The organism is Enteroscipio rubneri, assembly GCF_002899715.1.
Lineage (GTDB): Bacteria > Actinomycetota > Coriobacteriia > Coriobacteriales > Eggerthellaceae > Enteroscipio > Enteroscipio rubneri.
Window position 1 is genome coordinate 1 of sequence record NZ_PPEK01000006.1, and the last position, 25,368, is coordinate 25,368.

23 protein-coding genes and 1 tRNA gene are annotated in these 25,368 nt (G+C 61.7%); 3 read left to right on the forward strand and 21 right to left on the reverse strand.

Annotated features, from left to right (window positions below; all coding sequences use genetic code 11):
- The 7 genes from C2L71_RS12195 to C2L71_RS06240 all read right to left on the reverse strand — a co-directional run.
- On the reverse strand, positions 1-319 hold a 319-nt coding region (locus C2L71_RS12195), incomplete at its 3' end, for a DUF4417 domain-containing protein (protein WP_204600462.1).
- Between the two features lie 180 nt (positions 320-499).
- The gene (locus C2L71_RS06220; protein WP_103264925.1) at positions 500-832 is read right to left on the reverse strand and encodes a hypothetical protein; all 333 of its coding nucleotides are present in this window, start codon (positions 830-832) and stop codon (positions 500-502) included.
- Positions 833-845: 13 nt separating this feature from the next.
- The gene (locus C2L71_RS06225) at positions 846-1,490 is read right to left on the reverse strand and encodes an AAA family ATPase (RefSeq protein ID WP_103264926.1); all 645 of its coding nucleotides are present in this window, start codon (positions 1,488-1,490) and stop codon (positions 846-848) included.
- Positions 1,487-2,500 (reverse strand): toprim domain-containing protein, encoded by a 1,014-nt coding sequence (locus C2L71_RS06230; RefSeq protein ID WP_157938934.1) that lies wholly within the window; start codon positions 2,498-2,500, stop codon positions 1,487-1,489. The genes C2L71_RS06225 and C2L71_RS06230 overlap by 4 nt, the downstream gene beginning before the upstream one ends.
- A complete protein-coding gene (locus tag C2L71_RS12010; RefSeq protein WP_157938935.1) occupies positions 2,500-2,943 on the reverse strand; it encodes a hypothetical protein in 444 nt (147 codons plus the stop codon). The genes C2L71_RS06230 and C2L71_RS12010 overlap by 1 nt, the downstream gene beginning before the upstream one ends.
- A complete protein-coding gene (locus tag C2L71_RS06235) occupies positions 2,933-3,205 on the reverse strand; it encodes a helix-turn-helix domain-containing protein (protein WP_103264928.1) in 273 nt (90 codons plus the stop codon). Before C2L71_RS06235 ends, C2L71_RS12010 begins: the two co-directional genes overlap by 11 nt.
- A complete protein-coding gene (locus C2L71_RS06240) occupies positions 3,186-3,407 on the reverse strand; it encodes a helix-turn-helix domain-containing protein (RefSeq protein ID WP_129588479.1) in 222 nt (73 codons plus the stop codon). The genes C2L71_RS06235 and C2L71_RS06240 overlap by 20 nt, the downstream gene beginning before the upstream one ends.
- Positions 3,408-3,523: 116 nt before the next feature.
- Between C2L71_RS06240 and C2L71_RS06245 the strand changes: the two genes are divergently transcribed.
- Positions 3,524-4,537, forward strand: a complete 1,014-nt coding sequence (locus C2L71_RS06245) for a hypothetical protein (RefSeq protein WP_103264930.1) — start codon at positions 3,524-3,526, stop codon at positions 4,535-4,537.
- 73 nt (positions 4,538-4,610) lie between these two features.
- The gene (locus C2L71_RS06250) at positions 4,611-5,888 is read left to right on the forward strand and encodes a tyrosine-type recombinase/integrase (RefSeq protein WP_103264931.1); all 1,278 of its coding nucleotides are present in this window, start codon (positions 4,611-4,613) and stop codon (positions 5,886-5,888) included.
- 101 nt (positions 5,889-5,989) lie between these two features.
- Here the strand turns inward: C2L71_RS06250 and C2L71_RS06255 are convergent.
- The 12 genes from C2L71_RS06255 to C2L71_RS06310 all read right to left on the reverse strand — a co-directional run bounded on the left by C2L71_RS06255 (position 5,990) and on the right by C2L71_RS06310 (position 21,582).
- Positions 5,990-6,065, reverse strand: a tRNA-Arg gene (locus C2L71_RS06255).
- 68 nt (positions 6,066-6,133) lie between these two features.
- Positions 6,134-8,083 (reverse strand): Stk1 family PASTA domain-containing Ser/Thr kinase, encoded by a 1,950-nt coding sequence (gene pknB, locus C2L71_RS06260; protein ID WP_170042454.1) that lies wholly within the window; start codon positions 8,081-8,083, stop codon positions 6,134-6,136.
- 88 nt (positions 8,084-8,171) lie between these two features.
- Positions 8,172-10,922: an FtsW/RodA/SpoVE family cell cycle protein gene (locus C2L71_RS06265; RefSeq protein ID WP_103264933.1), complete on the reverse strand. Its 2,751-nt coding sequence runs from the start codon at positions 10,920-10,922 to the stop codon at positions 8,172-8,174.
- 4 nt (positions 10,923-10,926) lie between these two features.
- On the reverse strand, positions 10,927-12,135 hold the full coding sequence (locus C2L71_RS06270; protein WP_103264934.1) for a Stp1/IreP family PP2C-type Ser/Thr phosphatase: 1,209 nt from the start codon (positions 12,133-12,135) through the stop codon (positions 10,927-10,929).
- Positions 12,135-12,548: an FHA domain-containing protein gene (locus C2L71_RS06275; RefSeq protein ID WP_103264935.1), complete on the reverse strand. Its 414-nt coding sequence runs from the start codon at positions 12,546-12,548 to the stop codon at positions 12,135-12,137. Before C2L71_RS06275 ends, C2L71_RS06270 begins: the two co-directional genes overlap by 1 nt.
- 21 nt (positions 12,549-12,569) lie before the next feature.
- A complete protein-coding gene (locus C2L71_RS06280) occupies positions 12,570-13,853 on the reverse strand; it encodes an FhaA domain-containing protein (protein WP_103264936.1) in 1,284 nt (427 codons plus the stop codon).
- A 457-nt stretch (positions 13,854-14,310) separates the two neighbouring features.
- Positions 14,311-14,919: a TorD/DmsD family molecular chaperone gene (locus tag C2L71_RS06285; RefSeq protein ID WP_157938936.1), complete on the reverse strand. Its 609-nt coding sequence runs from the start codon at positions 14,917-14,919 to the stop codon at positions 14,311-14,313.
- A gap of 69 nt (positions 14,920-14,988) precedes the next feature.
- Complete coding sequence (gene nrfD / locus C2L71_RS06290) at positions 14,989-16,101, reverse strand: NrfD/PsrC family molybdoenzyme membrane anchor subunit (RefSeq protein WP_157938937.1); 1,113 nt, start codon at positions 16,099-16,101, stop codon at positions 14,989-14,991.
- Positions 16,102-16,113: 12 nt separating this feature from the next.
- Positions 16,114-16,734 (reverse strand): 4Fe-4S dicluster domain-containing protein, encoded by a 621-nt coding sequence (locus C2L71_RS06295; RefSeq protein ID WP_103264939.1) that lies wholly within the window; start codon positions 16,732-16,734, stop codon positions 16,114-16,116.
- 14 nt (positions 16,735-16,748) lie between these two features.
- Positions 16,749-19,514 (reverse strand): molybdopterin-dependent oxidoreductase, encoded by a 2,766-nt coding sequence (locus C2L71_RS06300; RefSeq protein ID WP_239926433.1) that lies wholly within the window; start codon positions 19,512-19,514, stop codon positions 16,749-16,751.
- A 297-nt stretch (positions 19,515-19,811) separates the two neighbouring features.
- The gene (locus tag C2L71_RS06305) at positions 19,812-20,468 is read right to left on the reverse strand and encodes a TetR/AcrR family transcriptional regulator (protein WP_103264941.1); all 657 of its coding nucleotides are present in this window, start codon (positions 20,466-20,468) and stop codon (positions 19,812-19,814) included.
- A gap of 112 nt (positions 20,469-20,580) precedes the next feature.
- Positions 20,581-21,582 carry a DMT family transporter gene (locus C2L71_RS06310; RefSeq protein WP_103264942.1) on the reverse strand — a complete coding sequence of 334 codons (1,002 nt, stop codon included), beginning with the start codon at positions 21,580-21,582 and terminating at the stop codon, positions 20,581-20,583.
- 297 nt (positions 21,583-21,879) lie between these two features.
- Here C2L71_RS06310 and C2L71_RS06315 point away from each other — a divergent pair, with 297 nt between their 5' ends.
- Positions 21,880-23,604 carry an ABC1 kinase family protein gene (locus C2L71_RS06315; protein WP_103264943.1) on the forward strand — a complete coding sequence of 575 codons (1,725 nt, stop codon included), beginning with the start codon at positions 21,880-21,882 and terminating at the stop codon, positions 23,602-23,604.
- 161 nt (positions 23,605-23,765) lie between these two features.
- On the opposite strand, the gene C2L71_RS06320 is transcribed toward C2L71_RS06315, so the two are convergent.
- Both C2L71_RS06320 and C2L71_RS06325 read right to left on the reverse strand, forming a co-directional pair.
- Positions 23,766-24,578 carry a family 1 encapsulin nanocompartment shell protein gene (locus C2L71_RS06320; RefSeq protein WP_103264944.1) on the reverse strand — a complete coding sequence of 271 codons (813 nt, stop codon included), beginning with the start codon at positions 24,576-24,578 and terminating at the stop codon, positions 23,766-23,768.
- A gap of 91 nt (positions 24,579-24,669) precedes the next feature.
- Positions 24,670-25,041 (reverse strand): demethoxyubiquinone hydroxylase family protein, encoded by a 372-nt coding sequence (locus tag C2L71_RS06325; RefSeq protein WP_103264945.1) that lies wholly within the window; start codon positions 25,039-25,041, stop codon positions 24,670-24,672.
- Between the last annotated feature and the right edge of the window lie 327 nt (positions 25,042-25,368).

Consider the following 25,368-nt stretch of genomic DNA (forward strand, 5'->3'; position numbering starts at 1 on the left):
AGTCGGGCGTGAGGACGCACGCGAAGCGGGAGAGCATGGGCACGTAGCGCACGGGGTCGCTCCACGTCCCCTCGAACCGGTAATCGTCCAGGAAGAAGTGAACCCCGGCGTTAGGGTCGCTGCATCGCGGGCACGACGTGAACGCGCGCAGGCGCTCGGGCACGACCTCCACGGGGTCGAGCAGTGGCATGCCGGACGGCCCCACGTCGAAGCCGTCCAGCAAGTGGAGGTTGTACGTCCGGCGCACGCGGTCGCGGCGGTCGGCCTTTAGGGAGGAGGCTCTTCCGTCCTTGTCGGCTCGTTTGCCCTCTGCTTCCATCTTCCGCCCTTCATTCGCCTCAGGCTTCACGACCCCCGCAAAGGAACCGACCCCAGCGGTTCTTTGCGGGGATTTGAAGCCCTGCATCTTGGAACCCTTCAACAACCTTGCACCCTGCAACAAATACCTTTTATAAGCTGCTTGAAGGGCTGCAAGGCTTCAATTTGCAACCTTGCAATCTTACATATCACGCGGCACAACGAAACACGAATTCGGCCCCGACTCCCTTCTGTATCGCAGGCTTTCTTTCAAGTACGTCCGCAAAGTGTTGTCAGAGCAACCGCAGCGCCGTACCAAGTCGCGAAACGGTATCGGCTGGCCTCCGTTCTCGTCGCGCATTTCGTCCGCAGCCCGCTCCATTACCGCTATATTGCCGAGCTTTTGGAGCTTCGCCTTGCCGCCTGTGGCCTTTCCTCCCGCCCTCGCCGCCGTCATCGGCTCCCAATCGTCCAGCGCGCCGTCATAGTCGCGCACATGGACGGGATGGCGGAACCACACGTTGAACGGGCGCATGGGCGCGAACTCCCTAAGCGTGGCGGACACCCGGAAAGTGGTGGTGGTCGTATATGACCGAGCATCCGAGCCTGTCCGACACCTCGGTTATCGCGTTGCAGAACGACCTCACGTCCCCCGCGCTGTTCTCGTCGCCGTCCATGAACGGATAGGCCGGGTCGAGTATCACGGCGTTATACCCCTTGCCGGAAGCCCTGTCCGCGATCTGTCCCGCCAGCTCGCCGAGGGGCCGAGACTTGCCGCGAAGGATCCAAACGTCTACTGACGCCTTCACACATGCGTGATCGGCCGCCAGCCTGTCGGCTACGCCGCGGAAGCGGTGCGCGAAGCTGGCCGGGTCGGTCTCTCCGTCGATGTACAGCACGCGCCCTTTCTCGCAGCGAAGCCCGAACCACGTACCGCCCGCCGCGATAGCCACTGCAAGCTCCACGAGGCTCTGCGTTTTTCCGGCCTTGGACGGCCCCCCGAGCATCATCACGTGCCCTTGGCGCAGCACGCCCTCTATTAGCTCCGGGCGCAGGGGCGGCACGTCCGCGAGGTCGAGCGGCACGATGGGAGGCAACCCGCCTTCCTCCCTTTCTGCCTCCTGGCTCATATCGCCCGCCAGCTCTCCCGCCCGTCGCGCCTCATCCTCCCAGGCGTCTACTACCTCGCTCATGGCATCACCCGCTTGGCCCGCAGCACGTCGGCGGCGTCCTTCGCGCCGCCCGGGTAGGGCGGCATCACCGAGCAGGCCGCGCCGATCTTGGCGAAGCCCTCTTGAAGCGTCTCGGAGAACCTGCGCCCTGCATCGTCGGCGTCGGTCGCAATGACGTAGGCGGGCCGCTCGCTTGGCGGCGTGTCGGCCGCCACGTCGAGCACCCGGCCCGTTCCGGCCCCGCACATAGCGCACGCGGGCACGCCGAGGAGAGCAGTGAGCGCCGCGGCGTCGAAGATGCCCTCCGCGATGTACACGGGCGCGCTGCTCTGGCGCAGCAGGTGCTCCCTCCACACGGGCGAGGGCGCGCCCTTGGGCTTCCATTCCTTCGGCTTGGCCCCGTTCCTGCACGGGCGAAACGTCGCGTATCGCACGGCGTGCCAGCCCTCGCCCTCTGGGAACGGCAGGCAGATGTAGCCCGCCTCCACCATAGGCGCGCGCTCGAAGCCGGTAGTGAATATGTCGCTAGGGTGCTGCACCCAGCCCCAGCCAAAACGGCATATTTTCTCGTCCGTGAAGCCGCGCCGGCGCAGCCAGTCCAGGGCGACGGCCCCGGGTTCCTCGTAGAGCGCCGCGAACGCCCCCTGCACGGCTGGGAGCACGTCCTGGCCCTCTATCTGTCGGGGCGCGCGCCGCGCTGGCTTCCTCGCCGCCCGTCTGGGCCGGCAAGGGGAAGTGCACTCGCCTAGATCGATGCCCGCGCCCGACGCCGCCGCCCGCACCTTGTCGGGGAAAGCCTCGGCCCCGGAGTCCCACCCCGCGACCTCGAACACGTCCCCGGACGCGCCGCACGAGAAGCACTTCACCCTACAGGCGCGCGCATCGTAGCCCATGGAGGGGTGCCTGTCCTCGTGGTCGGGATGGATGCACCGGAAGTTCCTCCGCAAGTCCGTCACGCCATGGACGTTCGCCAGGTAGTCGGGCATCGCCTCGCGCACCGCTTGGAGCTGCGCTTCGCCGAACCCGTCCATCACAGCGCCTCGTCGAACATGGAGGGCTTCAATACAACGAACGGGCGCACCTCGGGATGTTCTTCGATCAGGATGCGGGCGAACGCCGCTGTGAGCGTGTTGCTGAACTCGGAGGGCTTGCCGTGTTTGCCTGCGAAGTCCTTGCGGCGCGCCTGCTCCGCAACCCACTTCACCGAAAAGGGGCGCTCCGCCTCGACCTCGTGCAAGGCAAGACCTTCCATGTAGTGCCATGCGTCGGGGTTCTCCGCAATCCACGTGAGAGCGCGAGAGCGCGCACGCGCCGCCTTCTGTGCGCGCTTGGGCGTGGTAGACTTCGGGGAGGGTTTCGGCCCGGTTGATGGCGTCCGGCTCGCTGCTTCATGCTTTCCAGGGCTTGCGGCGTGTCCGGGCGCTTCTTTCGGCGTTTCCTCGGCGTTCGCACCGAACGAGCATCTAGCGGCCATCGGCGGCACCTCCCGTCGCGTACTCGACAAAGCGGCACTTAGGGACGAACAGCCGGCGGCCAATGCGGCACCCCGGCAGCCTCCCCGCGTTTATCTCCGCGCGGATGGTCTGCTCCGACACACCGGTGAGGCGGTGCATATCCTGCACGCTCAGCAGCTCCGGTTCTCCCGCGAGCATTTCCGGCGTATCGGCGGGCGGTTTCTCGGAGAGGTACACCATGCGGCATTTGCCGCAATCTGCGCTAGATATCGGTAAGGCCATCCTGGGACACCTCCTTCAGTAATGAGCTCATTTCCGCTTTGTCCATGCCGAAAGCGTTTGCGACTTTAGCCAGTTGACCCGGGTAAAGTTGAAACCCTCTATTTTCTGCATAAGAGATTAAAGAAGCGTCGATGCCAGACCTTCTTGCGAGTTCGCGTTTGCTCCATCCAAGCATGATTCGTTTTTGCTGCATTTCGATCATAATGACCACCTCCAAGCTTATTTGTTGTTCATTGCACTTTGTATAATAGCGTTGTAAAATACTCTATAATAGAAAAATTAGAGGTTATTACTTTAGAGATTACGGAGTATCTACAAGTGAATGAGTACAAGATAAAAAGAGTCTTTAGTATTCACGAGGTTTTCAAACCGCTGCCGTGGTATGTCCGAGACGTAATTCCCATATTGAGAAGCGACGGCGAGCCAATCGCTTATTGCGAAGTGGACGGTCATAGTAGGCTTATGCGAGAGCTTCCGTGTGAAATTTTTAATCACGAATTGAAACGGCTTAACGTTTTGAATGGCGAAGAATTCGCCTCTTTCATGTCCGAGTATGGACTTGTTGGATGTTTTGAGAAAAACAGAGAATTATTTTCTTCGTCTCTCCTGAAACTCGACATTTCCGATCGCAGCCAAGTTCTGAGGTTTGAGGCGGATATGGATTTCCTAGCGTTACTTCCGAAAAACCCTTCTGATTACTTTATCTCTCGGCAAGAAATTGAGACACGCTATTCGGAACTTCAGGAAGGAATTGCATGTGTGGCAAAAGATCACAAGGTGCTTAGTGTCGTGTCTGCCGCAGAGGCGGCAACAACTGTTTGGTCTTTGCTGAGCAGTGCGAAAACAGTAAAGGCAATTATGCAGAGTGACGATCCTGAGACAATAGCCAAGCTTGCGGACATCAGCGTCGATGGTCTTTACGATGAGATACAGGAGGATGATGAATACCTGAACTGGCTCATGAGAGGGATTTCTCCCCAGATAGGAATAGTGATAGACATGCCGGACGGCACTTGCGGGAAGCCGTCATTCGATGACTTGATACTTGAATATAAGCGCGGGTGCTTTGAGCAGGCCGTGGCTTTGCAGATATGGGAGTTCTCTCTGCATGGCGAAGGGTATTCCGTATGCTCCGAGTGTGGCGAGGTTTTCGTCAGGAAGCGGTCAACCAACAGGAACGGCTCGCCTCGAAACACGAGCTTGTTTTGCTGTGATAAATGCAAAAATCGATATACGCAGAGAAAGTACAGAAAAAGCCCCGCATACCAGTTAAAGCAAGAAAAAAAGAAAGCCAGCAAACCAAGTTCATCCAATGTTGATAAAACGCACTAGCTAATCCCGCCCGCTGACCCGGGCGCGTTGGGTATAGCCAAGCAAGCGCGGATCACAGGAAGGAGGTAACACCATGGCAAAAGGAGACGGAAGCATAACGGAGGTGCGGCGCGGCGTGTGGCGCGTGTGCGTGTCTTTCGGCACCGATCCCGTGACGGGGAAGCGGATCAAGGTGCAGCGCAATGTACACGGCACCAAGGCGGAGGCTCGGAAGGAGCGCGACCGGATACGCAGAGAGCATGAAAACGGCTTGTCGGTCGATGCGGACAAGATGACGTTCGGAGAGTTCGCCGACACGTGGCATTCCGCTCGCGTGGATGCGGGCGAAGTGGTGCGCACGCGCCTTGAACGCGAAGGAACGCTCATTAGCACGCTGTCAAGCTATATCGGCACTGTCCGCTTGCGCGATTTGACGCCGCAGACCGTCGAATCTCTGTATGCGTCCATCAAGCGCGACAAGACGGCAGAACGAGGCTCGTGCAGTGGGACTACGCTTCACATGTACCACGCCCTTTTGAAGCAGATACTGCGCAAGGCGGTAAACTACGATCTAATCTTGCGCAACCCGTGCGACCGCGTGAAAGCCCCGAAGGCCGACGAGCCAGAACGCCGCTCGCTCACCGTGGACGAAGGGGCGCGGCTGCTCGAATGCATCGAAGAGGCGGAGCGCGCCGCATACGCGTGGATGGCGGAGAAAGAGGCGCGGCAGACCGAGTGGGGCAATCTGTTCGGGCGATCAAGCCTTTTGGGGCTGAACACGATCAGCTACGTTATGGCGGCGCGCATCGGCCTTGCCACAGGCATGCGGCGCGGCGAGGTGTTCGGGTTGTGCTGGGGAAGCGTTGACCTGAACCAGCCGTGCATCAAGGTTCGCCAATCCCTCACGTCCTACGGCGAGGTGAAAGCTCCGAAGAGCAAGGCGGGCGTGCGCACCGTCGCCATCGATGCTACCACGGCGGCGCATCTTCGGCAATGGAAGGAGCGCCAGGCGGTGGAGTTGTTGAAGCTCGGCATCAAGCAGGACGGATGCACGCCGGTATGCTGCTCGGCGGTGGGCGGTTACTGCGAGCTTCACAGGTTCACGCGGTGGTGGGTGGGGTTCCGCAAGCAACACGGCTTCGATGATCTCAAATTCCACGAGCTGCGCCACACCCAGGCTACCCAGCTGCTGGCGAACGGCGTAGACGTGAAGACGGTGCAGAATCGCATGGGGCACTCTACGGCCTCTCTCACTCTGAACCAGTACGCTCACGCGATACCGGAGAACGACGAGAAGGCCGCGCAGCTCGTGGGAAACCTGTTCGCCAAGAGGGCTGACGAAACGCCGATAATCAAGGTGAAAACTGCCTAGTTGTTTCCGGTTGTCCCCTGATTGTCCCCTGCGACGATTTTTGAAGCATCAAGAGAACAGGTCACCGGCTGCGAAACCAACCGATGACCTGCGAGTTCCAATGGTGCCCCCGGCGCGATTCGAACGCGCGGCACCCGCTTTAGGAGAGCGGTGCTCTGTCCCCTGAGCTACGGAGGCGCGGACGTTATTGTAGCATTAATCCTCGCGCGATCCTATGCGGCCTTCGTGTCAGAAGCCTGCAGCACCTACGCTTCCTGCGGAGGGGTGGGTGGATTCGATGTCTGCACCTGCTGGAACGTCACGTTTACGGTCACGTTCGCGCCGATGTTGCTGATCGTGTACGTGCCGCCCGAGGCTGCAACGCCATCCAGGCCTTTGACGGAAGCCACTTCGTAGCCGCTGTTCGGCGTGATGGTGATCGTCACGCTTCCGCCTTCGTCCACCGTCGATGCGCTCGACGACACGCTGCCTCCACCGTTGGAGTTCACGCTCACGCTGTAAGTGGACACCTGCTTGCCCAGGCTCACCACGATATTGACCGTTGTTCCTTCCTGATGCTTGCCGCTGCTCGGATTCTGGCTGATGACGAGACCTGACGCTACGCTATCGCTGTAGTCGTAATCGGCGGCCACGTTGAACCCGGCGTTCTCGAGCGTCGAAGTTGCCGATCCCTCGCGCTGCCCCACGACGTTCGGCACGTCATTGCCTTCGGGGCCCAGAGAGAGATAGTAGGTGATGGTGGTGTCCTTCGCCACTTTCGTGCCGGGGGCGACGTCCTGCCGTGCCACACGATCCTTGTCGACCGAGTCGGAGTACTCCGCTGGCCCAGCCGAGTACTTGAGCCCGTTAGCCGTCAGCTCCTTGCGTGCATCGTCGGCCGTCATGTCCTTCAGGTCGGGCACGGTGATCTCGGCCACTCCGATGGATACGGTCAAGTTGATCTTCGTACCCTTTTCACGTTTGACATCGGAATTCGGGTCTTGTCGAATGACCTGGCCTGATTCTACTGTGTCGCTGTTCTCCTCGGTGACGGTTCCCACCTCGAAGCCCTTTGCCTCGATTTCTGCAACGGCGTTTTCGCGTGTCATGCCCACTACGTTGGGCACCTGGATGGCGTCTTCGCTGGGGGATCCGCTCATGAGCGCGAAGGCGATGCCTCCGATGACGGCGAGCGCAGCGATGATGCCGAGCACGATAGCGATCGTTTTCTTGTTGCTTTTCTTCTGGGATCCGTCGTCGCTGCGGTAGGATCGCGAAGACGACGTGGTGTTTGAGGCGCCGGGGGCGACGGGCATGACGGCGGTGCTATCGGGCCCGATCGGCGCGACGCCGCCCATGACCCTTGTCTCGGCGCTCGTGAAATCGCCGAGGTTGACGGGCCGGCCGGCCAGGTAGTCGTTGAGCACTTGGCGCATATCCTTGGCCGTGGCGAATCGTTCCACCGGGTTCTTGGCCAAGGCTTGCATGATAATGGCCTCGAGCGCGGGGTCGATGTCGGGGTTGATTTCGCGCGGCGGCACCGGCAGGTCGTTCACCTGCTTCATGGCTACGCTCACGGCGTCGGGGCCGTCAAAGGGCAGCTGGCCCGTCGTGGCCTCGTAGAGCACCACGCCAAGCGAGTAGATGTCGCTTGCGGCCGTCAGCTCCTTGCCCTGCGCCTGCTCGGGCGAGATGTAATGCGCCGTGCCTAGCACCGAGGAGGTCTGGGTTTTGACCGAGTTCTTCGCCCGCGCGATACCGAAGTCCATCACCTTCACGTTGCCGTCCGGCTGAACCATGATGTTCTGCGGTTTGATGTCGCGGTGGATGATATCCAGCCCGTGCGCGACGGAAAGCGCCTGGCACACCTGCGAGCCGATCTCGGCCACCTTGCGCTGGTTGATGGCGCCGCGCTCGAGGATGGCTGTCTTCAGGTCGGAGCCGCGTACGAATTCCATCACGATGTAGTACGTGCCGTCGTCTTGGCCCCAGTCGTACACGTTTACGATGTAGGGGCTCTGCAAGTTCGCCGCCGCTGCCGCCTCTTGCTTGAAGCGCTGCGTGAAGCTGGGATCGGCAGCGTACTGCGGAAGCATCACCTTTACGGCAACCAGGCGTCCCAGAACGTTGTCTTGCGCCCGATACACCTCGGCCATGCCGCCGATGCCGATGCGCTCCGTTATCTCGTAGCGGTTGTTGAACACCCTGCCTATCATGCTTCCGGTCACGTTTTAGCTCCTTTTGGGTACATGCTGGGCTCGCTGTGCGTTGCGGTGTGATACACGAGTCTTCAGCATACCGTATTTACAAAAGCCCCTGCACTTCTAAGGCTGTTTTCAACACATTCTGCGCTTTTTGCGCCGCTGCGCCCGAGCCGCCGTTCTCGATGATGAGCGCCACAACGACGCGGCTGTTTTCGGAGGGCGCCATGCCCACAAACCAGCTGTTGTCTTTGCCATTTGCGTTCTCCGCCGTACCCGTTTTGCCAGCTACGGTCACACCGGAGACAGCGGCTGCAGTGCCCGTGCCATTCTCCACGACGCCTTCGAGCACGGTGCGCACGCGCTCGGCCGTGGTCTTGCTCACGGCCTGCATCAGCTTGGAAGGCTGAGCGGTGAAGCTGCGCTCGCCGTTTGCGTTGTATACGCCGTCCACCAGGTAAGGCTGCATGATGGCGCCGTCGTTGGCGATTGCCGACCCAACGAGCGCCATCTCCAGTACGGTCGCGTTCGGTCCCTTCTGGCCGACGGGTTCGCCGGCGGCAGCCCACGCCGTGGTCCACGTCGACATGGCGTCGGGGTCGGGCATGAGAGAGGTGTAGAGCGGAAGCGGGAAGTCGACGTCTTTATCGAAGCCGAACGTCTCGGCGCCCTTCACGAGCGCTTCTGGCCCCATTTCTACGCCAAGCTGGCCGAACACCGTGTTCGACGACACTTCCGTGGCCCGTGCGAGTGTGATATCGCCGTAGTCCACGTCGCCGTAATTCGACACGGAGGCTCCGCCTATGTCCATGGAACCAGGGGAGGAGAACACGGTGTCCTCGCTGGCCGTGCCGTTCTCAAGCGCGGTGGCGAGCGAGACGATCTTGAACGTGGAGCCGGGCGCGTACAGCGCGGAAGTTGCGCGGTTCACGAGCGCCCCATCAGCGCCGCTGGAGTCGGTGCTTGCCTGCTCAAGCAGGCTCTCGATGTCTGCCGCGTCGTAGGTGGGCGCAGACGCCATGCCCAAGATGGCGCCCGTCTCAGGATCCATGACTACGCACGCCCCCTTCTGGCCTGCGATGGCGTCCTGCGCCGCTCGTTGGATCGTGGAGTTGAGCGTAAGGGCGACGTCGTTTCCGGTCGTGCCCGTGCCGGCGAGCGAGTCCAGCACGTCGGTCCACGACGCGAAGTTCTCCTGGCCCTTGAGGGTGTCGTTGTATGCCCGCTCGATGCCCGAAGTGCCGAAGCGCGAGGATGCGTAGCCCACCACGTGGCTGGCAAGGTCGCCTGCGGGATACACGCGCTTGTAGGTTCCGTCCTCCTCCTGAACGCTTTGGGCGAGGACGGTGCCGTCGTAGGTGGAGATGGTGCCGCGCTCTGAGCGCGATTCCTTGGCGATGGTGTGGTTATTGCCCGCCATGTTCTGGTAGTAGTCGGCCTGCACTACCATGATGAGCGTGAGGTTGGCCACGAGCGCTGCGAACAGCACAGAGCAGAACAGCATGCTGTGCGTCAGGCGCTTGCCGAGCGACACGCGCCCGAGCACGCTGTTTGCATGGAGCGACCCGGTAGCGCTCGACATTTCCGTATCGACGCCTGTGCCCTCGTCGCCGCAGCGCAGCAAAAGGCCCACGGCGATGAAGCTCGCCAGCAGCGATGAGCCGCCTTGGCTGATGAAGGGCAGCGTGAGGCCCGTCAGCGGGATGAGTCGCGTCACGCCGCCCACGATGATGAACGCCTGCAGCACGATCAGCGCGGTCAGGCCTACGGCGACGAACGAGCTGACATCGCTTTTCGCGCGCGCCGCCGTCACGAAGCCGCGCACGGCGAGGCACAGGAACAGCAACAGCACGCCTGCCGCGCCCAACAGCCCGATTTCCTCGGCGATGGCCGCGAAAATGAAGTCGCTTTCCACGACCGGGATTTGTTCTGCCAGCCCGCGTCCGAGCCCGGTGCCAAACAGGTCTCCGTCGGCCATGGAGTAGATGGCCTGGACCAGCTGGTAGCCCTTGTTCTGGGCATCGGCGAACGGATCGAGCCACGTGGCCACGCGAATCTGGACGTGATCGAAGGCAAAGTAGGCGCCCACGCCGCCGATTGCAATGAGGCCCAGGCCGATGACAAGGTAGAACTTCTTGCCCGTCGCCACGTACAGCATGAGGAGGAACACGAAAAAGAACACGAGGGCGCTTCCAAGATCCTTCTCGAACACGACGATGAGCATCGCGACGCCCCACATGAGCAGCAGCGGCAACAGCGTGCGGATTTCGGGGAGGCGGAACGGACCGATGCGCCAGGTGAACACCGAGAGCATCTCTCGGTTCTGCGCAAGGTAGCCTGCGAGGAACAGCACGATGACGATCTTGGCGATCTCGCCCGGCTGGAACGAGAACGTGCCGACGCGCAACCAGATTTGGCTGCCGTTGATCTCGGTGCCGATGCCCGGCACCAGCGGCGAGAGCAGCAGCAGGAAGCCGACGATCATGAGCGTGTACTTGTAGTTCGCCACCTTGTCGAGGTTGCGGATGGCCACGAGCGCGACCACCATGCACGCCACGCCCAAGAATAGCCACATGACCTGGTTAACCGCCAGATCGGGAGCCAAGCGCGTCACGAATGCGATACCGGTTCCCGACAACACGAACACCAAAGGCAGGATGGCCGGATCGGCTCCCGGCGCGAACTTGCGGACGGCAATGTGGGCGATGATGAACGCGGCGAAGACGCCTACCGGCACGCCGAGCGTGTTCATGTTGAGCGATTGCCCCTGGTTCAGGGCGATCATCGCGAACAGCAGCACCACGAGCGGCGCAGCCACGCACAGAAGAACGAGCTCTATGTTGCGTCGCGTCATGACACTACTCCTGTGCTGGGGCGTTTGGGGTGTGATCTGTGCCTGAACGCTGATCGGCCTGGTCGGAGCCGTTGGGCTTTGCGCCCTGCGTGTCGTCGGCCCCGCCTTCCGGCTGCTGTCGTGCGGCTGCCTCCGCTTCGTATTCGGCGACGAGGGCCTCGGCGGCAGCCAGGTCGTCCACGCGGATACCGGATTCGAGGCGGTTCGCCACGCCGGGCTGGAGATCGTCGACGGACACATCGGTCGTTCGTTCCAGACTTGAGAACGACATGCCGAGCACCGCGCCGGGAACGCCACGGTAGATGGCCACCTTGCCGTTGTCTGCAGCGAGGTAGGCCGCCGTGTTCAGGTAGGCCGTCGTGCCCCATGCCGCTCCGGCTACAAGCGCAGCGAGCAGCACGAGTATCAAGGCGATAGAGATTTTCGTTTTGCGCGCCATCTTCTTGCGACGCACGTCGGCAAAGCCGGTCACGTCCGCTACGATCACGGTCACATTGTCGTGGCCGCCGGCCGAGATGGCTTCGTTCACGAGCTGTGTCGCGCACCGCTGCGGATCCTGGATGCGGCAGAGTGTGTGCTCTATGTCCGCATCGCGCAGCATGGTCGAAAGACCGTCGGAGCAGACGAGCAGTCGATCGCCCGTTTCAACATTGATCTCGTAGATGTCGGGGTGCAGGTGCTCGTCGCTGCCCAGCGCACGCGTGATGACCGACCGGTTCGGATGTGTCCGCGCCTCTTCAGAGGTGAGCTGGCCCGCTTCGATCATGTCGGCCATGAGGCTGTGATCGCGCGTGAGCTGTTGCAAGGTGCCCTGGTGCAGCAGGTAGGCACGCGAATCCCCTACTTGGGCGATAACCAGGCGCTCGCCTTCGAGCATGGCAGCCGTCATCGTCGTGCCCATGCCCTCGCGGCCGCGTCCTTCGCGCGCCGCTTGGATGACGGCGCGATTCGCATCCTCGACTGCGCGGGCGAGCTGCTCGCCGTCAGGATGCTTCGGAGCGCGTTCGGCCAGCACGTCGACGGCGATTTCGGATGCCACCTCGCCGGCCGCATGGCCGCCCATGCCGTCGGCGACGACGAACAGCGGCGGTGCGACGATAAGGCTGTCCTCATTGTGATCGCGCAAGCAGCCGATGTCGGTTCGGCTGCCGAATGTGGTGACGGCTCCGCGGCGCGTGCGCGCCGTGGACTTGTATGAACGATCGCCGGCCATCAGGAGAACCTCACGCGGATAGCCACGTCACCCACATTAACAACATCGTTGTTTTTCAAGGCGACGGGTTCGGAGACGAGCTGCCCGTTCACGGCGGTGCCGTTGCGAGAGCCCAGATCTTCGACGAACAGGTTCTGCCCCATGAGCGAGAAGCGCGCGTGGCGGCCGGAAACGTAGCCCGCGCCGATGACGATGTCGGCGCCGGGATTGCGGCCCACGATCACAGGTCCGCGCACCACGATGGATACGCCGCGCAGCTCTTTCGGGCCGCGCTCGACGGACAGGTTCCAGGTGCGCTCCTTCTTGCGCTGACCTTTCACCAGGCCGATGCCTGTTTTCATGATGGCGAACAGGAACAGGTAGAGCAGTGCCACGAACAGTAAGCGCACGATGAGCAGCACGACGTCGATCACGGGGCTTCCTTCCGTTTCCGCTTAGGCCTGCGTGAACACGAAGTTCGTTACGCCGATGGTGATACGGTCCCCTTCGGACAAAGGTTGCGCTGCGATTTCCCGATCGTTGACGAACGTTCCGTTCGTCGATCCAAGGTCGGTGATAACCCAGACGCCTTGAGGCTCTAAGCGCAGCTCAGCATGCTGGCGACTGGCATTGAGGTCGGGGATGACGATGTCGTTCTTCGACTCGCGGCCCATGAGCAAGCGTGCGGTGGCCAGATCGTAGGTGCGGTTATTCGTGGTGTCCACCAGACGTGCACGCACCGCGCTTTGCGCGGGCACCGGATTGGCTCCCTGCGCCCCTCCGGCAAAGACGACGGTATCGGCTGCGCGTGCGACGGGTTGCGCAGCCATATTTGCGCCGGCGCCTGCACCGACAGCTCCGGCCGCTGCCGCGGCACCGGCCACGCCGCCAAAAGCGCCTCCAGGCGCCGGCGCTGCGTAGTAGGGGTCGGCAGCTTGTGCGGATCGGGGTGCGGGGCCGTCCCGCCCTTCATCGAAGTCGCGGCTGTCGAAGGTGTACTCGCCGTAATCGACCGAGTAATCGAGCTCGTCCTCGGGCACGTAAGGCAACGGCGGCTTACCACCCGGCGCTGCCGTTTCTGACGGCGCATAGGGATCGTAGCTGCTGGCGCCGTCGGCCGGCCCTGCCTGAAAAGCCGGATCGGCGGAGAAGTCGTCGTATCTGTCGTACCCGCCTACAGCCTGCGCGCCGTACGATGCAGGAGCCGGGGCTCCGTAGGGCTGCTGTACGGGTGCTTGGTATGGGGCTCCTTGTCCGCGTGCGGGCATGCCGGCGAACTGCTGCGGCCGCATGCCGGCACGAGCCCGGCTTCCCGGGGCAGCCAGCCCGTAGCGCTCCATTTCCTCCGCGCGCAGCTGCGCGATGATGGGCGCGGCAACGGCTTCAGCGATGATGTCGAACTTGCCGTGCTTGAGCCCATCGTCGACGATGAACCGGACGAGGGGCTGCCCGTCCATGACGAGGCCCTGCTCGGAAGCTTTTGCGGCCAGATAGGTCTCAGTCTCTCCGGCGAGGGTAGGGTAGTAGCCGAACAGGCGTTGGTCGTCATCGGGATTGACGAGCACCGTGTAGAGCGTGGGCGCGAACTGCTTGCCGGCTCCGACCATCTTTTCGCGCTTCATCTGCTTCTCGGCCTTTTTCGCTATCTGGACAGGCGAGATGGGCGCGTTTGCCATACGGTCGGCCGCGCCTTCGAACGTATCCTCCATCTTGCCTTCGAACCTCGAAAGAAAGCCCATGGTATCTCCTTCATCGCATGCGGGCAGAACGCTTGCGGCTCCGTGCGGGCCACATCGTAACTTGCCCGGTCGAGCGCGCAGCCCCGATCCTCGATGCCCATGCAGCTCGCGGTGCGAACCGGTGCGCCTTCCCATGCGAACGTGATCGTCGTGTGATCCCTGCATATGCCTATGCAATGTTCCATCTTGCCATAAACCCTGCATGACCGTGGCATCCTTTACGCAATCGTCATGATTGTGAACAGGCGGGAGGCAAAAAAGAAACGAGCACGATGCGAACGCAAGGGCTCGGAGATAAGGGAGGGACTGAAACCGGGCGGAGGCGATAAGAACGGGGGCGCGGTTCCGCCCGGCGCGAGGGAAGGGGAAGCGCCGGGCGGATTGATTCGCACCGCATGCAGCTGCGGAGCCTGGGAGAGCAAAGGGAAGGAGCAGGCGCCTTCGGAGGGAGGACTCCCTAGGGCAGGAGCTCCTCGATAAGGAGGGCGATGCCACGGTAGAACCCCGTTTCGGCGGCTGCGGCCATCTGGGCTGCGTACGCCGAGGCCCAACGGCCGAGATGCTGACTGAGGAAGCTGTTGTAAAGCGTCTCGTATTCGGCCGCCTGCGCGTCGTCGCCTCGTTCCACCGCTTCGAGTTCGGATTCCAGAACGAGCTTTGCGAAAGCCAGCTCGACGCCCAGCTGATCGGGAGCGTCTTTCACACCTTCGTCCACGCTGTATCCAAAATCCGCGTAGAACCTGTTCAGACTTCCTATCGAAGCATTTGCCTGCTGCTTCACGTACAGAGATTCGTACGGAGGCTCGATGCCCTCCTGGTTCACGCCGCGCATGAGCCGAACGCGATCGCGGGCTATGTCGATCAGGATGTCCTGGAGGTCACGGTTGGCTTGCGCGCGTCCGAAACGTGCGATCTCGGCGATGCCCGCGCTTCCCGAGCCTTCTTCGAAGGTGCCCGCCACGATGCTTTCCACCAGGGCTTCGTCGGGAAGGGTAAGGAACAACGAGGCCAGCAGATCATACGTCTCGATGGTTGCTTGAAGTTGTTCGTTGCGTTGCGCCTTCATGATTCGATCACCGCTTTCCAATGGGCCCGCACGCATGCGGCGCGGGCCCATAGCTGTAGTTGCCGTTCGCTAGTCGTTTGCCGGATTGTCGGTAGGCACGAGCTTGCTGTTCAGCGCCGCCATGCTCAGCAGCACTGCCAGCCCGATGACGGCACCCGCGACCATGAACTCGGAAGCGCTTGGCACGTACGCGGTTACCATCTGCGGCCCGCTTGTATGCTGGAGAAACGGGATGAACAGGCCTTCGCTGATCTCGCCGTATGTGGGGTAGATGCTGCCGCGCACCACGTACACGAACTTGGACAGCGCCACGCCTGCAAGTGCGAGTCCCGCCGCGACCTGTACGCCTCTGCCTCGCAGGAGCAACGCTGCGGGTACGACGATGCCGGCGACCACCTGCGTCCAGAAGATCCAAGCGTACGTGCCGAACATGACGGCTTCGAATGCGCGTAGGGCGAAGTCGCCGCGGTAGGCCAGCAGCATGCCCTCGCCCAGCATGATGGCCGCATTGGCAACCAGCAGGGCGCCCGCCAGCTTACTGCTTACATTGCGCGCAGTTCCGGTGACCGCGTCCAGCAGCAGGGCGACAGCGCATCCGGCTATCACCATCTGCACGAGGGAGATGCCGATCTCTGCCGTGGACTCCCAGCCGATCTTGCCGGGGATCGAGCAGAACATGATGGCGGTGCCCAGCACCAGCAGGACGGCGAACACGCCCGTGCCGATGGAGGCGGCCTTCGCAAGCGCGGGCTTGGCTAGGCGTAGGCCCACGATCAGCAGCACGCCGAACACGAGCGTGGCAGACAGCAGCCACACGTCCAGCAGCAACGGCGAGGCGATGTTCGGAGCGAAGAACAAGCGCCACATACCCAGCGGACGCCCCAGATCGGGCAGGATGGCCAACCCGGCGCACGCCGAGAAGATCACGCCCACCACAGCCAGCTTCAACCGCGAGACCATCGCCGGTTTGCCGACGGCCGCCAGGAGCAAGGCGCCTGCGCCGGCCGCTTCGAAGAACAGGAACAGCGAGATGTACAGGCCCCACGGCACGTACGAGGTGATGCTCGTAACGCCTTCGACGAACGAATACTGCTGTACCAGGGCGAACAGGCCCATGGCGAGGAGTACGAGGCACACCGCCCCCACGCCGAGGACCACGTTCTTGTTCATTTTGATATCCATGACCATGCCTCCTTACACCAGACCGGCGTAATACACGCTTGGCTCGGTGCCAAGGTCTTCCATGAGCGGCTTGGCGCCCAGCTTCTTGATCATCTCGTTGATCTCGGAAGTCGGGTCGTCCAAATCGCCGAACCAGCGGCTCTTCGTGATGCACGTCTTCACGCACGAGGGCTCTTCGCCCTGGGCGGTGCGCTCCTTGCACATGACGCACTTCTCCACCACGCCGATAGGATGCTCCGCGGCGCGCATCTCCTCGTAGGGCGTCATCTCGTAGCCTTCGTAGTAGGGCGTGGTCTTCTGATCCACGTCGTGATAGGAGCGCGCGTTGTACGGGCACGCGTTGATGCACATGCGGCAGCCGATGCACTTCTCGTAGTCCACCTGCACGCACCGGTTCTCATCGTAGAAGCTGGCACCTGTGGGGCACGCGCTCACGCACGGTGCGTCCTGGCAATGCTGGCAGGCCATAGGCAGCACGGTTTGCCCGGAGTTGGGATACTCGCCGTATTCGCCTTTCAGGACCTTGCACCAGTACATGCCCGAGGGCGTGGCGTTTTGGTACTTGCATGCCATGGTGCAGGCATCGCAGCCCGCGCAGGTGCTCACGTCGATGAGCATTCCGTATCGAGTCATGTCCTTCCCCCTTCCTAAGCCTTGTAGATCTTGACGCGCACGGTGTCGATGACGCCGCCATGAATGGGATCGATATAACCGAAGTCACCGCTCATCAGGTCGTTCATGCTGGTGTCTTCAAGCAGGTCCTTGCCCATCCACGAGGTTTTACGTCCGCGTGCGCCGCCGATGCCCACGCTGTCGGGACGCACGGTCTCGGTCAGGTGCGCACGGCCCTTCGTCGTGCCGAACAGCGACTCAACAGTGATGACGTCGCCCTCGACGATGCCCTTGTCGGCCGCTGTCTTCGCGTTGACGAGGATGGCGTTGTCGTCGGGCATGTACTTGCTCGAGTAATCGCGGCGAATGGGATCTTGGTCCATGTTCGCCATGCGGAACATGTAGAACGGCTGGCGGTAGTTGAATCCGTAAAGGTCGAATTCAGCAGGTGCGGAATCGATCTGGCGGTTCTCCGGCCAGTAGGGCAGCGCGGTATAGCGGCGGCGCAGCTCGTCGATGGGGAATTTGATAGTGCCTTCCAAATCGAAGCCGCTTTCCTGTACTTCGCGCAGCTTAGGGATGAGGAAGTCGCCTGAACGCTTTTGCGCTTCCAAGTACACGGTGAAGCGGATATCCTGGTTGCGGTGCGAGGGGTACACGTCGGCTCCGTAGAAGCCGTTGTACGGCATCATCTTCACCTTGTCCAGGTGGTCGAGCCCCTTGTCGGCCCCGAATGCGCTCTTCAAGCAGCGATCGAACATCTCTTCGGCGGTGTACTTCACCCCGGGCTCCAGCTTGTACGCCGGATCCTCGAACTGCACGGCCGCGGGCGGCACCTGGCCGAAGCCGGTGAGGGCGGCGTAGCCGATGCAGCCGTTTTCGTTGGCTGTCTCGTTCCACAGGTCGATAAGCCCCATGCGATCGAATATCTCGATGAGCTGGTCGTTGCCATCAAGGGTGTTGAACAGCGGCTTCATACCCTTGCGCACCACCACACCACGGTTCGACGCCGCGAATTCGGGGTCGATGTTGGTGGCCGAGCCCTCATTGCCGGGGAAGAGGTGGCAGGTGTGGGTTTCGAGCGAGGCGTGCTCGGGCAGCAGCAAATCGGACAGCATGGCCATCTCGTCCATGTGGTAGCAGCCCTGGTAGATGACGTAATCGACGCTCTTCATGGCCTGTTCAGCAACCTCGGGGTCGGCCGTGACCGTGATGGGATTCGATCCGCACGACACCACCACCGACGGCTTGTAGTCGAAGCCGTACTTTTCGGGATCGCACATAGTGCGCATCATGAGGGTGTTTGTGGAGTGGCGGTGTGGGAACACGTCGGCGTAGTCCAGGCCCTGCGGCGGCCAGTTGAACTTCGTGCACGTTTTGGCCTCGAAATACGGCTCGGTGGTGCCATCGAGCTCGTTGGGCAGGTAGTCGCAGTACATGTTCGAGATGATGCCGCCGGGGTTGCCCACGTTGCCCAGCAGCATGTTGAGTACGCGGCTGTAGATGTCGCAGAGCGTGCCGTCCTCCTGGTTGGTGATGCCGCGGCCGATGATGACGGCGGCGGGGCGCAGCGGCAGCGTTTGGCCGTCGATTTCCACCGTGGAGCCGAACGAGGCGTACTTCACCAGGTTGTTGGCGATTTCGCGGATCTTGTCGGCGGGCACGGTGCTGTAGGCCTCGGCCCATTCCGGCGTGAACCCTTCGAGAGATTCCTTGAAGGCTTGGAAGGCGGGCTGACACGGCGTGCCTTCCACGTCATACTGGCCGAAGAGGGCAGGATCAGCGAGCGACGGATCGTCATGAGACTTGGCGGAATCGGACGATGCATCCCAGATCAGGGGCTTGCCGTCGGCGCCGCGGACGTAATCTCCGTTGGCGTCGATCAGGTAAGGCGAGTTGGTCCTGTTCTTCACGAACGGTTCGTCGAAACCGTTCTCTATCTCGTACAGCATGCAGTGCATCCACGCGTACACGAGCGAGAGGTCGCTGCCCAGCTTGGCGGATACCCACTCACCGCGCGTGGCCTCCATCGAAGCGCGCGGACCTACGGTGACGTACTTCATGCCGCGACGCAGGCAGTTGGCGAAGGTGCGCGCGTCGCCGCCCGCCAGCCCGGAATCGTAGCCGACTGATTTCCCTAGAATGACCAGGTAATTGCAGTACACGCCGTCGTAGTTCACCGTGGGGAACGCGGAGAGCGTGTAACAGCCGCCGTAGTGGATAGCGCACATCTGGCCCTTGGTGGAACTGGAATTCGGGGTTCCGAGCGCCATGGCCCACAGGCCGATGCCCAGGGTCGCATGGCCGCTTTCGTAAGGGGCGAAGCTGTACATCTGCACGAGCTTGCGAATGTCTGTGTCATAGCATTCCCGAATCTTCTCAGCCGCCGTATCGAGCGCTTCGTCCCAGGTGATCTCCACCCAGCCAGGATCCGCTTCCATGCCCTTTTCTGGGTTGGTGCGCTTCATGGGCGCTTTGATGCGGTGCGGGTTGTACACATTCATGATGGCGCTCTTGCCGCGCGGGCACAGGGTGCCGGCGTTGTTCGCGCGGTCCGGGTCGCCCTCGATGTTCACGACCACGCCATCTTTCATGGTGGCGACGAAGCTGCAGCTGCCGCAGAGCATGCACATGCGGCAGTGTCCGTACACTTCGCCGGCCTGGCCCTGCACCGCCGCGTTGGGCGTGTTCGCAAACGCCTTGACGGGTTTGTACGTCAGCGATCCGGCGACGGCCGAGGCGGCCGCCAGGGCGGCGGTGCCTTTGACGAAACCCCGTCTCGATAGGTTTATCGTGCTCATATTCACGTCGTTCTCCTCCTTACCGGTAGGTTGTGGTTCATGATGGTGCTCATGCGCGTGCCGCATTCCTCCTTCCTTCTGGTGCTCTGCCGCATGAGTCGGGACGTTTCGGGCGCACGATCTCAAGGGGGCGTATCGTCCCGAGGATGTGCGCAGGGATGTTCGACATGCTCTCCTAACGGCTCGGTTGAGCCGGCAGGTTCGCCCGACGCGAGGGCATGCGTTTCTCAGCCCTCGCGAGGCGCTGATCGTATGAGTTTGCGGGTGTGGCGGTTAGGCGGGTTTCCTCATCGGCGTCTACAACGCATCGTCGTTCGATGCTTGCACCCTCCCTTCGAACAGGATGGCAAGTTTTTCGCGAAACTTCATCTCGTAGGGATAGTCGTAGCGGTACATGCCTTTGTCGAGCTCGCGAAAAAAGATAGCAACGATGATCTGGGCCATAACGGCGCTGTCGCCTGAAAGTCGTAACGAGCCGTCTTCCTTGGCGCGCTCGATGATGCCCGCGTAGATGGCTGATAGGGCTGCACGCGTGGCGAGCTCGATATCAAGATGCTCTTTGCTGGCGTATATCTCGCAGTTGTAAGCCATACGGATGTCGTTGGCGTAACGCTGGTGGGATGAGCCGTCATCGGACTCCGGCGAGAAAAACACGTGTTGGGTACCATGGATGTCTTCAAGGAGCACAGCAAGCACCGCTTCGATCACCGGCATGTCATCAGGCAGCTCTTCTGCGAATGCGGTGAGATGCTCGACCGACGCGCGACCGATTTCGACAAGGAAGTCGCCCTTCGACGGGAAGTAGCGGTAGAGCGTTCCAGTGGAGACATCAGCGGCTTCGGCGATGTCTTTGAGCGTCGTGGCCTCGTATCCCTTTTCGAGGAACAGATTCGATGCGACGCGGTAAATGTGCTGTCGCGTTTTCGAACTGCGAATATAGGTTCTCGCCGCCATCGTGCGACTCCCCTCGTCCCGCGTCTTTCGGTAAAAGACGAAACTCAATTCTGAGTGCGAACTTATAATAGATGCCTAAGCGAGCAATGTCAACAGAAATTGAGTCTGAACTTCATTTTTGACCGCCAAGAGGGTTTTCGGCTTCGCCTTGCTCGAATGCGCGGTCCGGAGCATCTGGAGTACGTACGTCGTTCGCTTTGCGAACGCGTTCTCGTCGTGCGGCGCGCAAAGGCAGGTATTCGCTGATCACGATGCCGGCGAAAATGAGCGCGAAGCCGAGGAACAGCGGCTTGGTAAGCACCTCGCCCAAAAATACCATGGAGAATAGAACGCCGAACACCGACTCTGTTGCAAGGAATAGCGATGCGGGAGCGGGGTCCACATGAGCGACGGCTACATTCTGCAACAGCAGCGCGATGCACGACGCGAACACGGCGAGGTAGATAATGCTTATGTATGCATCCGCGCCCAAGGTGGCAAAAGAGGGAATGGGTTCGAATGCCGCTCCCGCAGCGAGGCCGAGCGCTCCTGCGACCACGAACTGCACCGCAGTGAGCACGAGCATATCGCGACCGGATGCGAATTTCGAGGTGCAGATGACGTGGAAGCTCAGGAACACCGCCGAGAGCAACGTCACGGCATCGCCGAACCGTATGGCGAATCCGGTCGATCCCGCCAGCGACACGCAGCCAACGCCTGCAACGCATACAAGAGCGGCTGCGATGTTGAAGCGGGTTGGGCGCTGCCCGGTGAGCACCCACAGCAGAAACGGGATGATCACACAGTACATGGTGGTGAGAAACGCGCTGTTGGATGCCGTGGTATCGGTGAGCCCCCAGGTGTTGCACCAGTACGAGAAATACAGGAATACACCAAGGATCGTTCCCTTCGCCAGATGATCGGCGTCGAGCAAGCGCTTGAGCCGGGGGAGGAGCGCGAGGGCGAGCACGATTCCCGCGCCCATGAAACGCATCCCGACCAGCCAGTTCGGCGAAAGCGTGTCGACCGTTGACTTGATAACGACGGTGCCCAGGCCCCATATACCGGCCGCAAGCAACAGCGAGGCCTTGTAGACCCATGTTGGGCGGGCGGTATGAGAGGTGCTCTGCGTCATAGCGATGCATCATAGCACGCGCATCGTGACGTCAAGGCGTCGATGTCGCGGAACACGAGCGGTCGCCGGAAGTCGGCCGCAAGCGCGAAAAGTGCGCAGTCGGCGAAGGCTCGAAAGCGGAGAACGCGTACAGATTCCGGCAGTCCGAAAACGCGGGACGCGCGCGGCTGTCGAAACCACCGTGTACGTCTGTTCAAGATTCCCTTGAGACTCGATCACTGTTTTGCTGCAGGTACGTCTCGCAGAATCGCATCATGGTAGGATGGGGCGATTTAGTCCATAAGGAGGCGACGTCCCATGCCCACGTTCCGCGAAGTCATGAAGGCGGTGCAGGTCACTCTCGACGACAAGACGTCGGGCAAGCGCATGCGCGAGATAGAGTCTATTCTGCGCACCCATCAAGCCTACTCGGGCCTCACGCCGGAGAAGGCTACGGCCATTCTCGAGGATCTCGGCCCGACGTTCGTGAAGATGGGGCAGATCGCATCGAACCGCAGCGACATCATCCCGAAAGCGTACGCCGATGCCTTCAAGGCGTTGCGCGCCAATGTGGCGCCTGTTCCGTTCGAAACCATCGTGGAAATCATTGAGAACTCGCTTGGGCATCCGTGGCGGGAGACGTTCGCCGAAATCGAACAGGAGCCGCTCGGATCCGCGTCGGTGGCGCAGGTGCATTGCGCCCGTTTGGCCCAAGGTTTGGGCGAGCCGGTACCGACGAACGCCGAACCCGAACGGTCCAAGACCGCGGCCGGGGCATCCACCGGAGACGGGGCCGTGGTGGCAGTGAAGGTTCGTCGACCCTTCGTGGTCGAGCAGATGGCCGAGGATCTGACGCTTGTTCGTCATGCGCTGGCGTTGGCGGGCTTGACGCACGTGGCGGGGGAGATGATGCTCACGATCGACGAACTGGTGGACGAGCTGGAGCGCACGACGGCCGAAGAGCTGGATTTCTGCGTCGAGACGAGCAACCTCGAGCGCTTCCATACCGAAATAGCCGATCAGCAGGGCGTGACGAGCCCCGTTCCGTATCCCGCCTACGGCTCGGACGAAGTGCTGGTCATGGAGTATATCGAGGGCGTGCAGATCAACGACGTAGACCGGCTGCGCATCCAAGGGGACGATCCCGCTGAGCTGGGTCGGCGACTGGCGGAGAATTACGTCACGCAGTTCATAGACAACGGGTTTTTCCATGCCGACCCGCATCCGGGCAACATTCTCGTGCGCGACCATGACATCGTGTGGATCGACCTTGGGATGACGGGAGAGCTGTCGGATGCCGAGCGCGCTATCGTGGGCAAGATGTTCTTTGCGGTTGTACAGAACGACCCGTTCGCGCTGAAGGATGCGCTGCTCACGCTTGCCAAGGCGCGTGGTCCCGTCGATCACAGTCTGCTGCTGGACCAGCTGAGCGCGCTTTTGGCGCAGTACGCGTCGGTGAGTCTGGCCGATATCAATGTGGGGACGGCGATGCTTGACGTCATCGAGATCCTGCGTTCGCAAAACCTCACGCTGCCCTCGTCGCTTACGATGCTAGCCCGAGGCGCGGTGACCATCGAAGGCGTGCTGGTGGATATTTCCCCGAAGACGAGCATCGTGGACATCATCTCGGATCACGTAAAGAAGCAGGCGTTCACGTTCGATCATGCGATAGCCAAGACGAAAGATATGCTCATGGCAACGGCCGCAGCGGCCGAGGCCACGACGCGCCTGCCCACCCAGCTTTCGCATACGCTCGATATGATCGATCGCGGGTACATGAAGGTGGGAGCCGATCTCAACATGCCGAAGGATTTCATAGCGGCACTGTACTCGGTGAGCGGCACCGTGGCGCTCGCGCTTATCTCGGCAGGTCTCTTCGTAGGCTCCAGCCTCATCGCCCAGACGAACATGCAGCCGCAGTTGCTCGAGGTTCCCTTGCTCGGCTTTCTGGGTTATCTCGGCGCGTTTGTCCTGGGCGTCTACGTGATCTGGCGCACTCTGATCACACGCCATCAGCAGCGCAATGATAAAAAAGTCGAATAGGCTCGGTTTAAGCTGCTTTCCGGCCGTCAAAGCGATGCCGTCGCGGTGCTGCGGCGAGGTAAAGCGAAAAGAGCCGGCGCACAGCCGGCTCTTTTCGATTGCGGGATGATTGCACGGACTTTCAGGCGTGTCGCGCGCGAACTTCAAGCGTGCTACACGCGTTACGCGAACACGACGATGGCAGCGGGGTCCTTCACGCGCAGGGCGGTCGTTTCCATGACGCGGAACGTGTGGTTGAAATCGGCGAACTCCAGGTAGCCCACCGAGAGGTCCAACCCGAGAGCGAGATCCAGGTACTCCGGTTCGGCGCAGACGAGCACGGCTTGGCCGGGGGCGATAACGCTCGTCATGAACACGTTGTCGCCGATGAGCTTCTGCACGCGGTCGATCTCGAGCATGCCGGTGTTCGGCTGCAGACGTTGCAGGCCAAGGTATAGGTCTGGAGCGACGGCCAGCGCGTAGCGGCCCAGGTAGCCAGTCTTCGCCAGCTGCGAGACGGCGGCTGCTACATCGGCGAAACCGTTCTCGCCCTTGCTCCAGTCGCGACGCTTGATCGTGCCGGCGCCTTTCACGTTGAGCAAGCCTTCGACGCCAAGTGCGGCATTGCCGTTCAGCACAAGGTTGTCCTCGCGGCGCGCGGCCCTCTTGGCAGCGGCGATGGCGGGTGCGAGGTCGACGGGCATGCCGCTACGCGCAGCGAGGTCGAGGTCGCGTCCGAGCAGGGTGAAGTCCTCGTAAAACAAGGGCAGCTCGAGCTGCGTGCGGCCGACGATGCGGCCGATGCCATCCTCGAGCACTTCCTCCTTCGCCACGCTGTCGACGGCGACGGTGGTGGTGCCCACGCCCAGCGGGCCGTGCGTCTTGAGGAAGCGGCGGCAGGTCAGGTGCTTGCGGGCGGTGCCGACGACGGCGTCGTCGATGCGGTTCCACAGCTCGACCGACAGGTCGGCTGATTCTCGTGCCAGGTAATCCATGAGGGACTCCTTTCGGTGATGGTGAGGCGAACGCCGGCGGCGAACGAATGTTTCACGTGAAACATTCGCGCTCGACCGGCGGAAACGTCGGTTACGACAAGTCGCCGACCGTGGGGGCGGGGGCGGGCTCGGCGGGAGCCGCGGCGATCTCGCCGTCCGCCACGATGCCGAGTTCGGCCAGCTGCTCCTGCACTTCGCCTTCGCCCTCCAGGAAGAACTCGGTTTCCGTGGGGTCGAGGTGGCGCATCAGCGTGATGAGTTCGCCCATATGGGCTTTCTCCTCGTCGCGGATGTCGGCGAGCACGGCCTTCGCGGCCGGATCGTCGGTGGCGCGGCAGTGCGCGTCGTACAGGAAGATGGCTTCAAGCTCGCCGGCGATGTCGATGCGCAAGGCCTGCATGAGCTCCGCGTTGGTCATTTTGCGGTCGATGTTTCCGGAAAACGGATCGGGGAAGCTGGGCATGATCCCTCTCTTTCTTCGTTTCCACTCGGCTGGGCGTGGCCGTGCGCTGCGCGGTTTGAGGTGCACTGCGCGGCTTGCAGCCGGCTGCCGAGAGGCGATATCCCTTCTCTTACCTTGATGGATATGGTACTCCGTAAGTCGGCGACTGTCTTGCGCAATTACGATGCTTAATAAGAATTTCTCTCAATAAGCATAACTACCCCGAGCGCTGCGGTCAGTATCCGACCTCTCTGCGCTCGCGGGGAGGGCGGGCAATGGTCCACGATGTGCATATTGCGTTCATCAAACGCTCTCTCTGCGCGGGCGCGGGGAACCCTCGGACGGCGC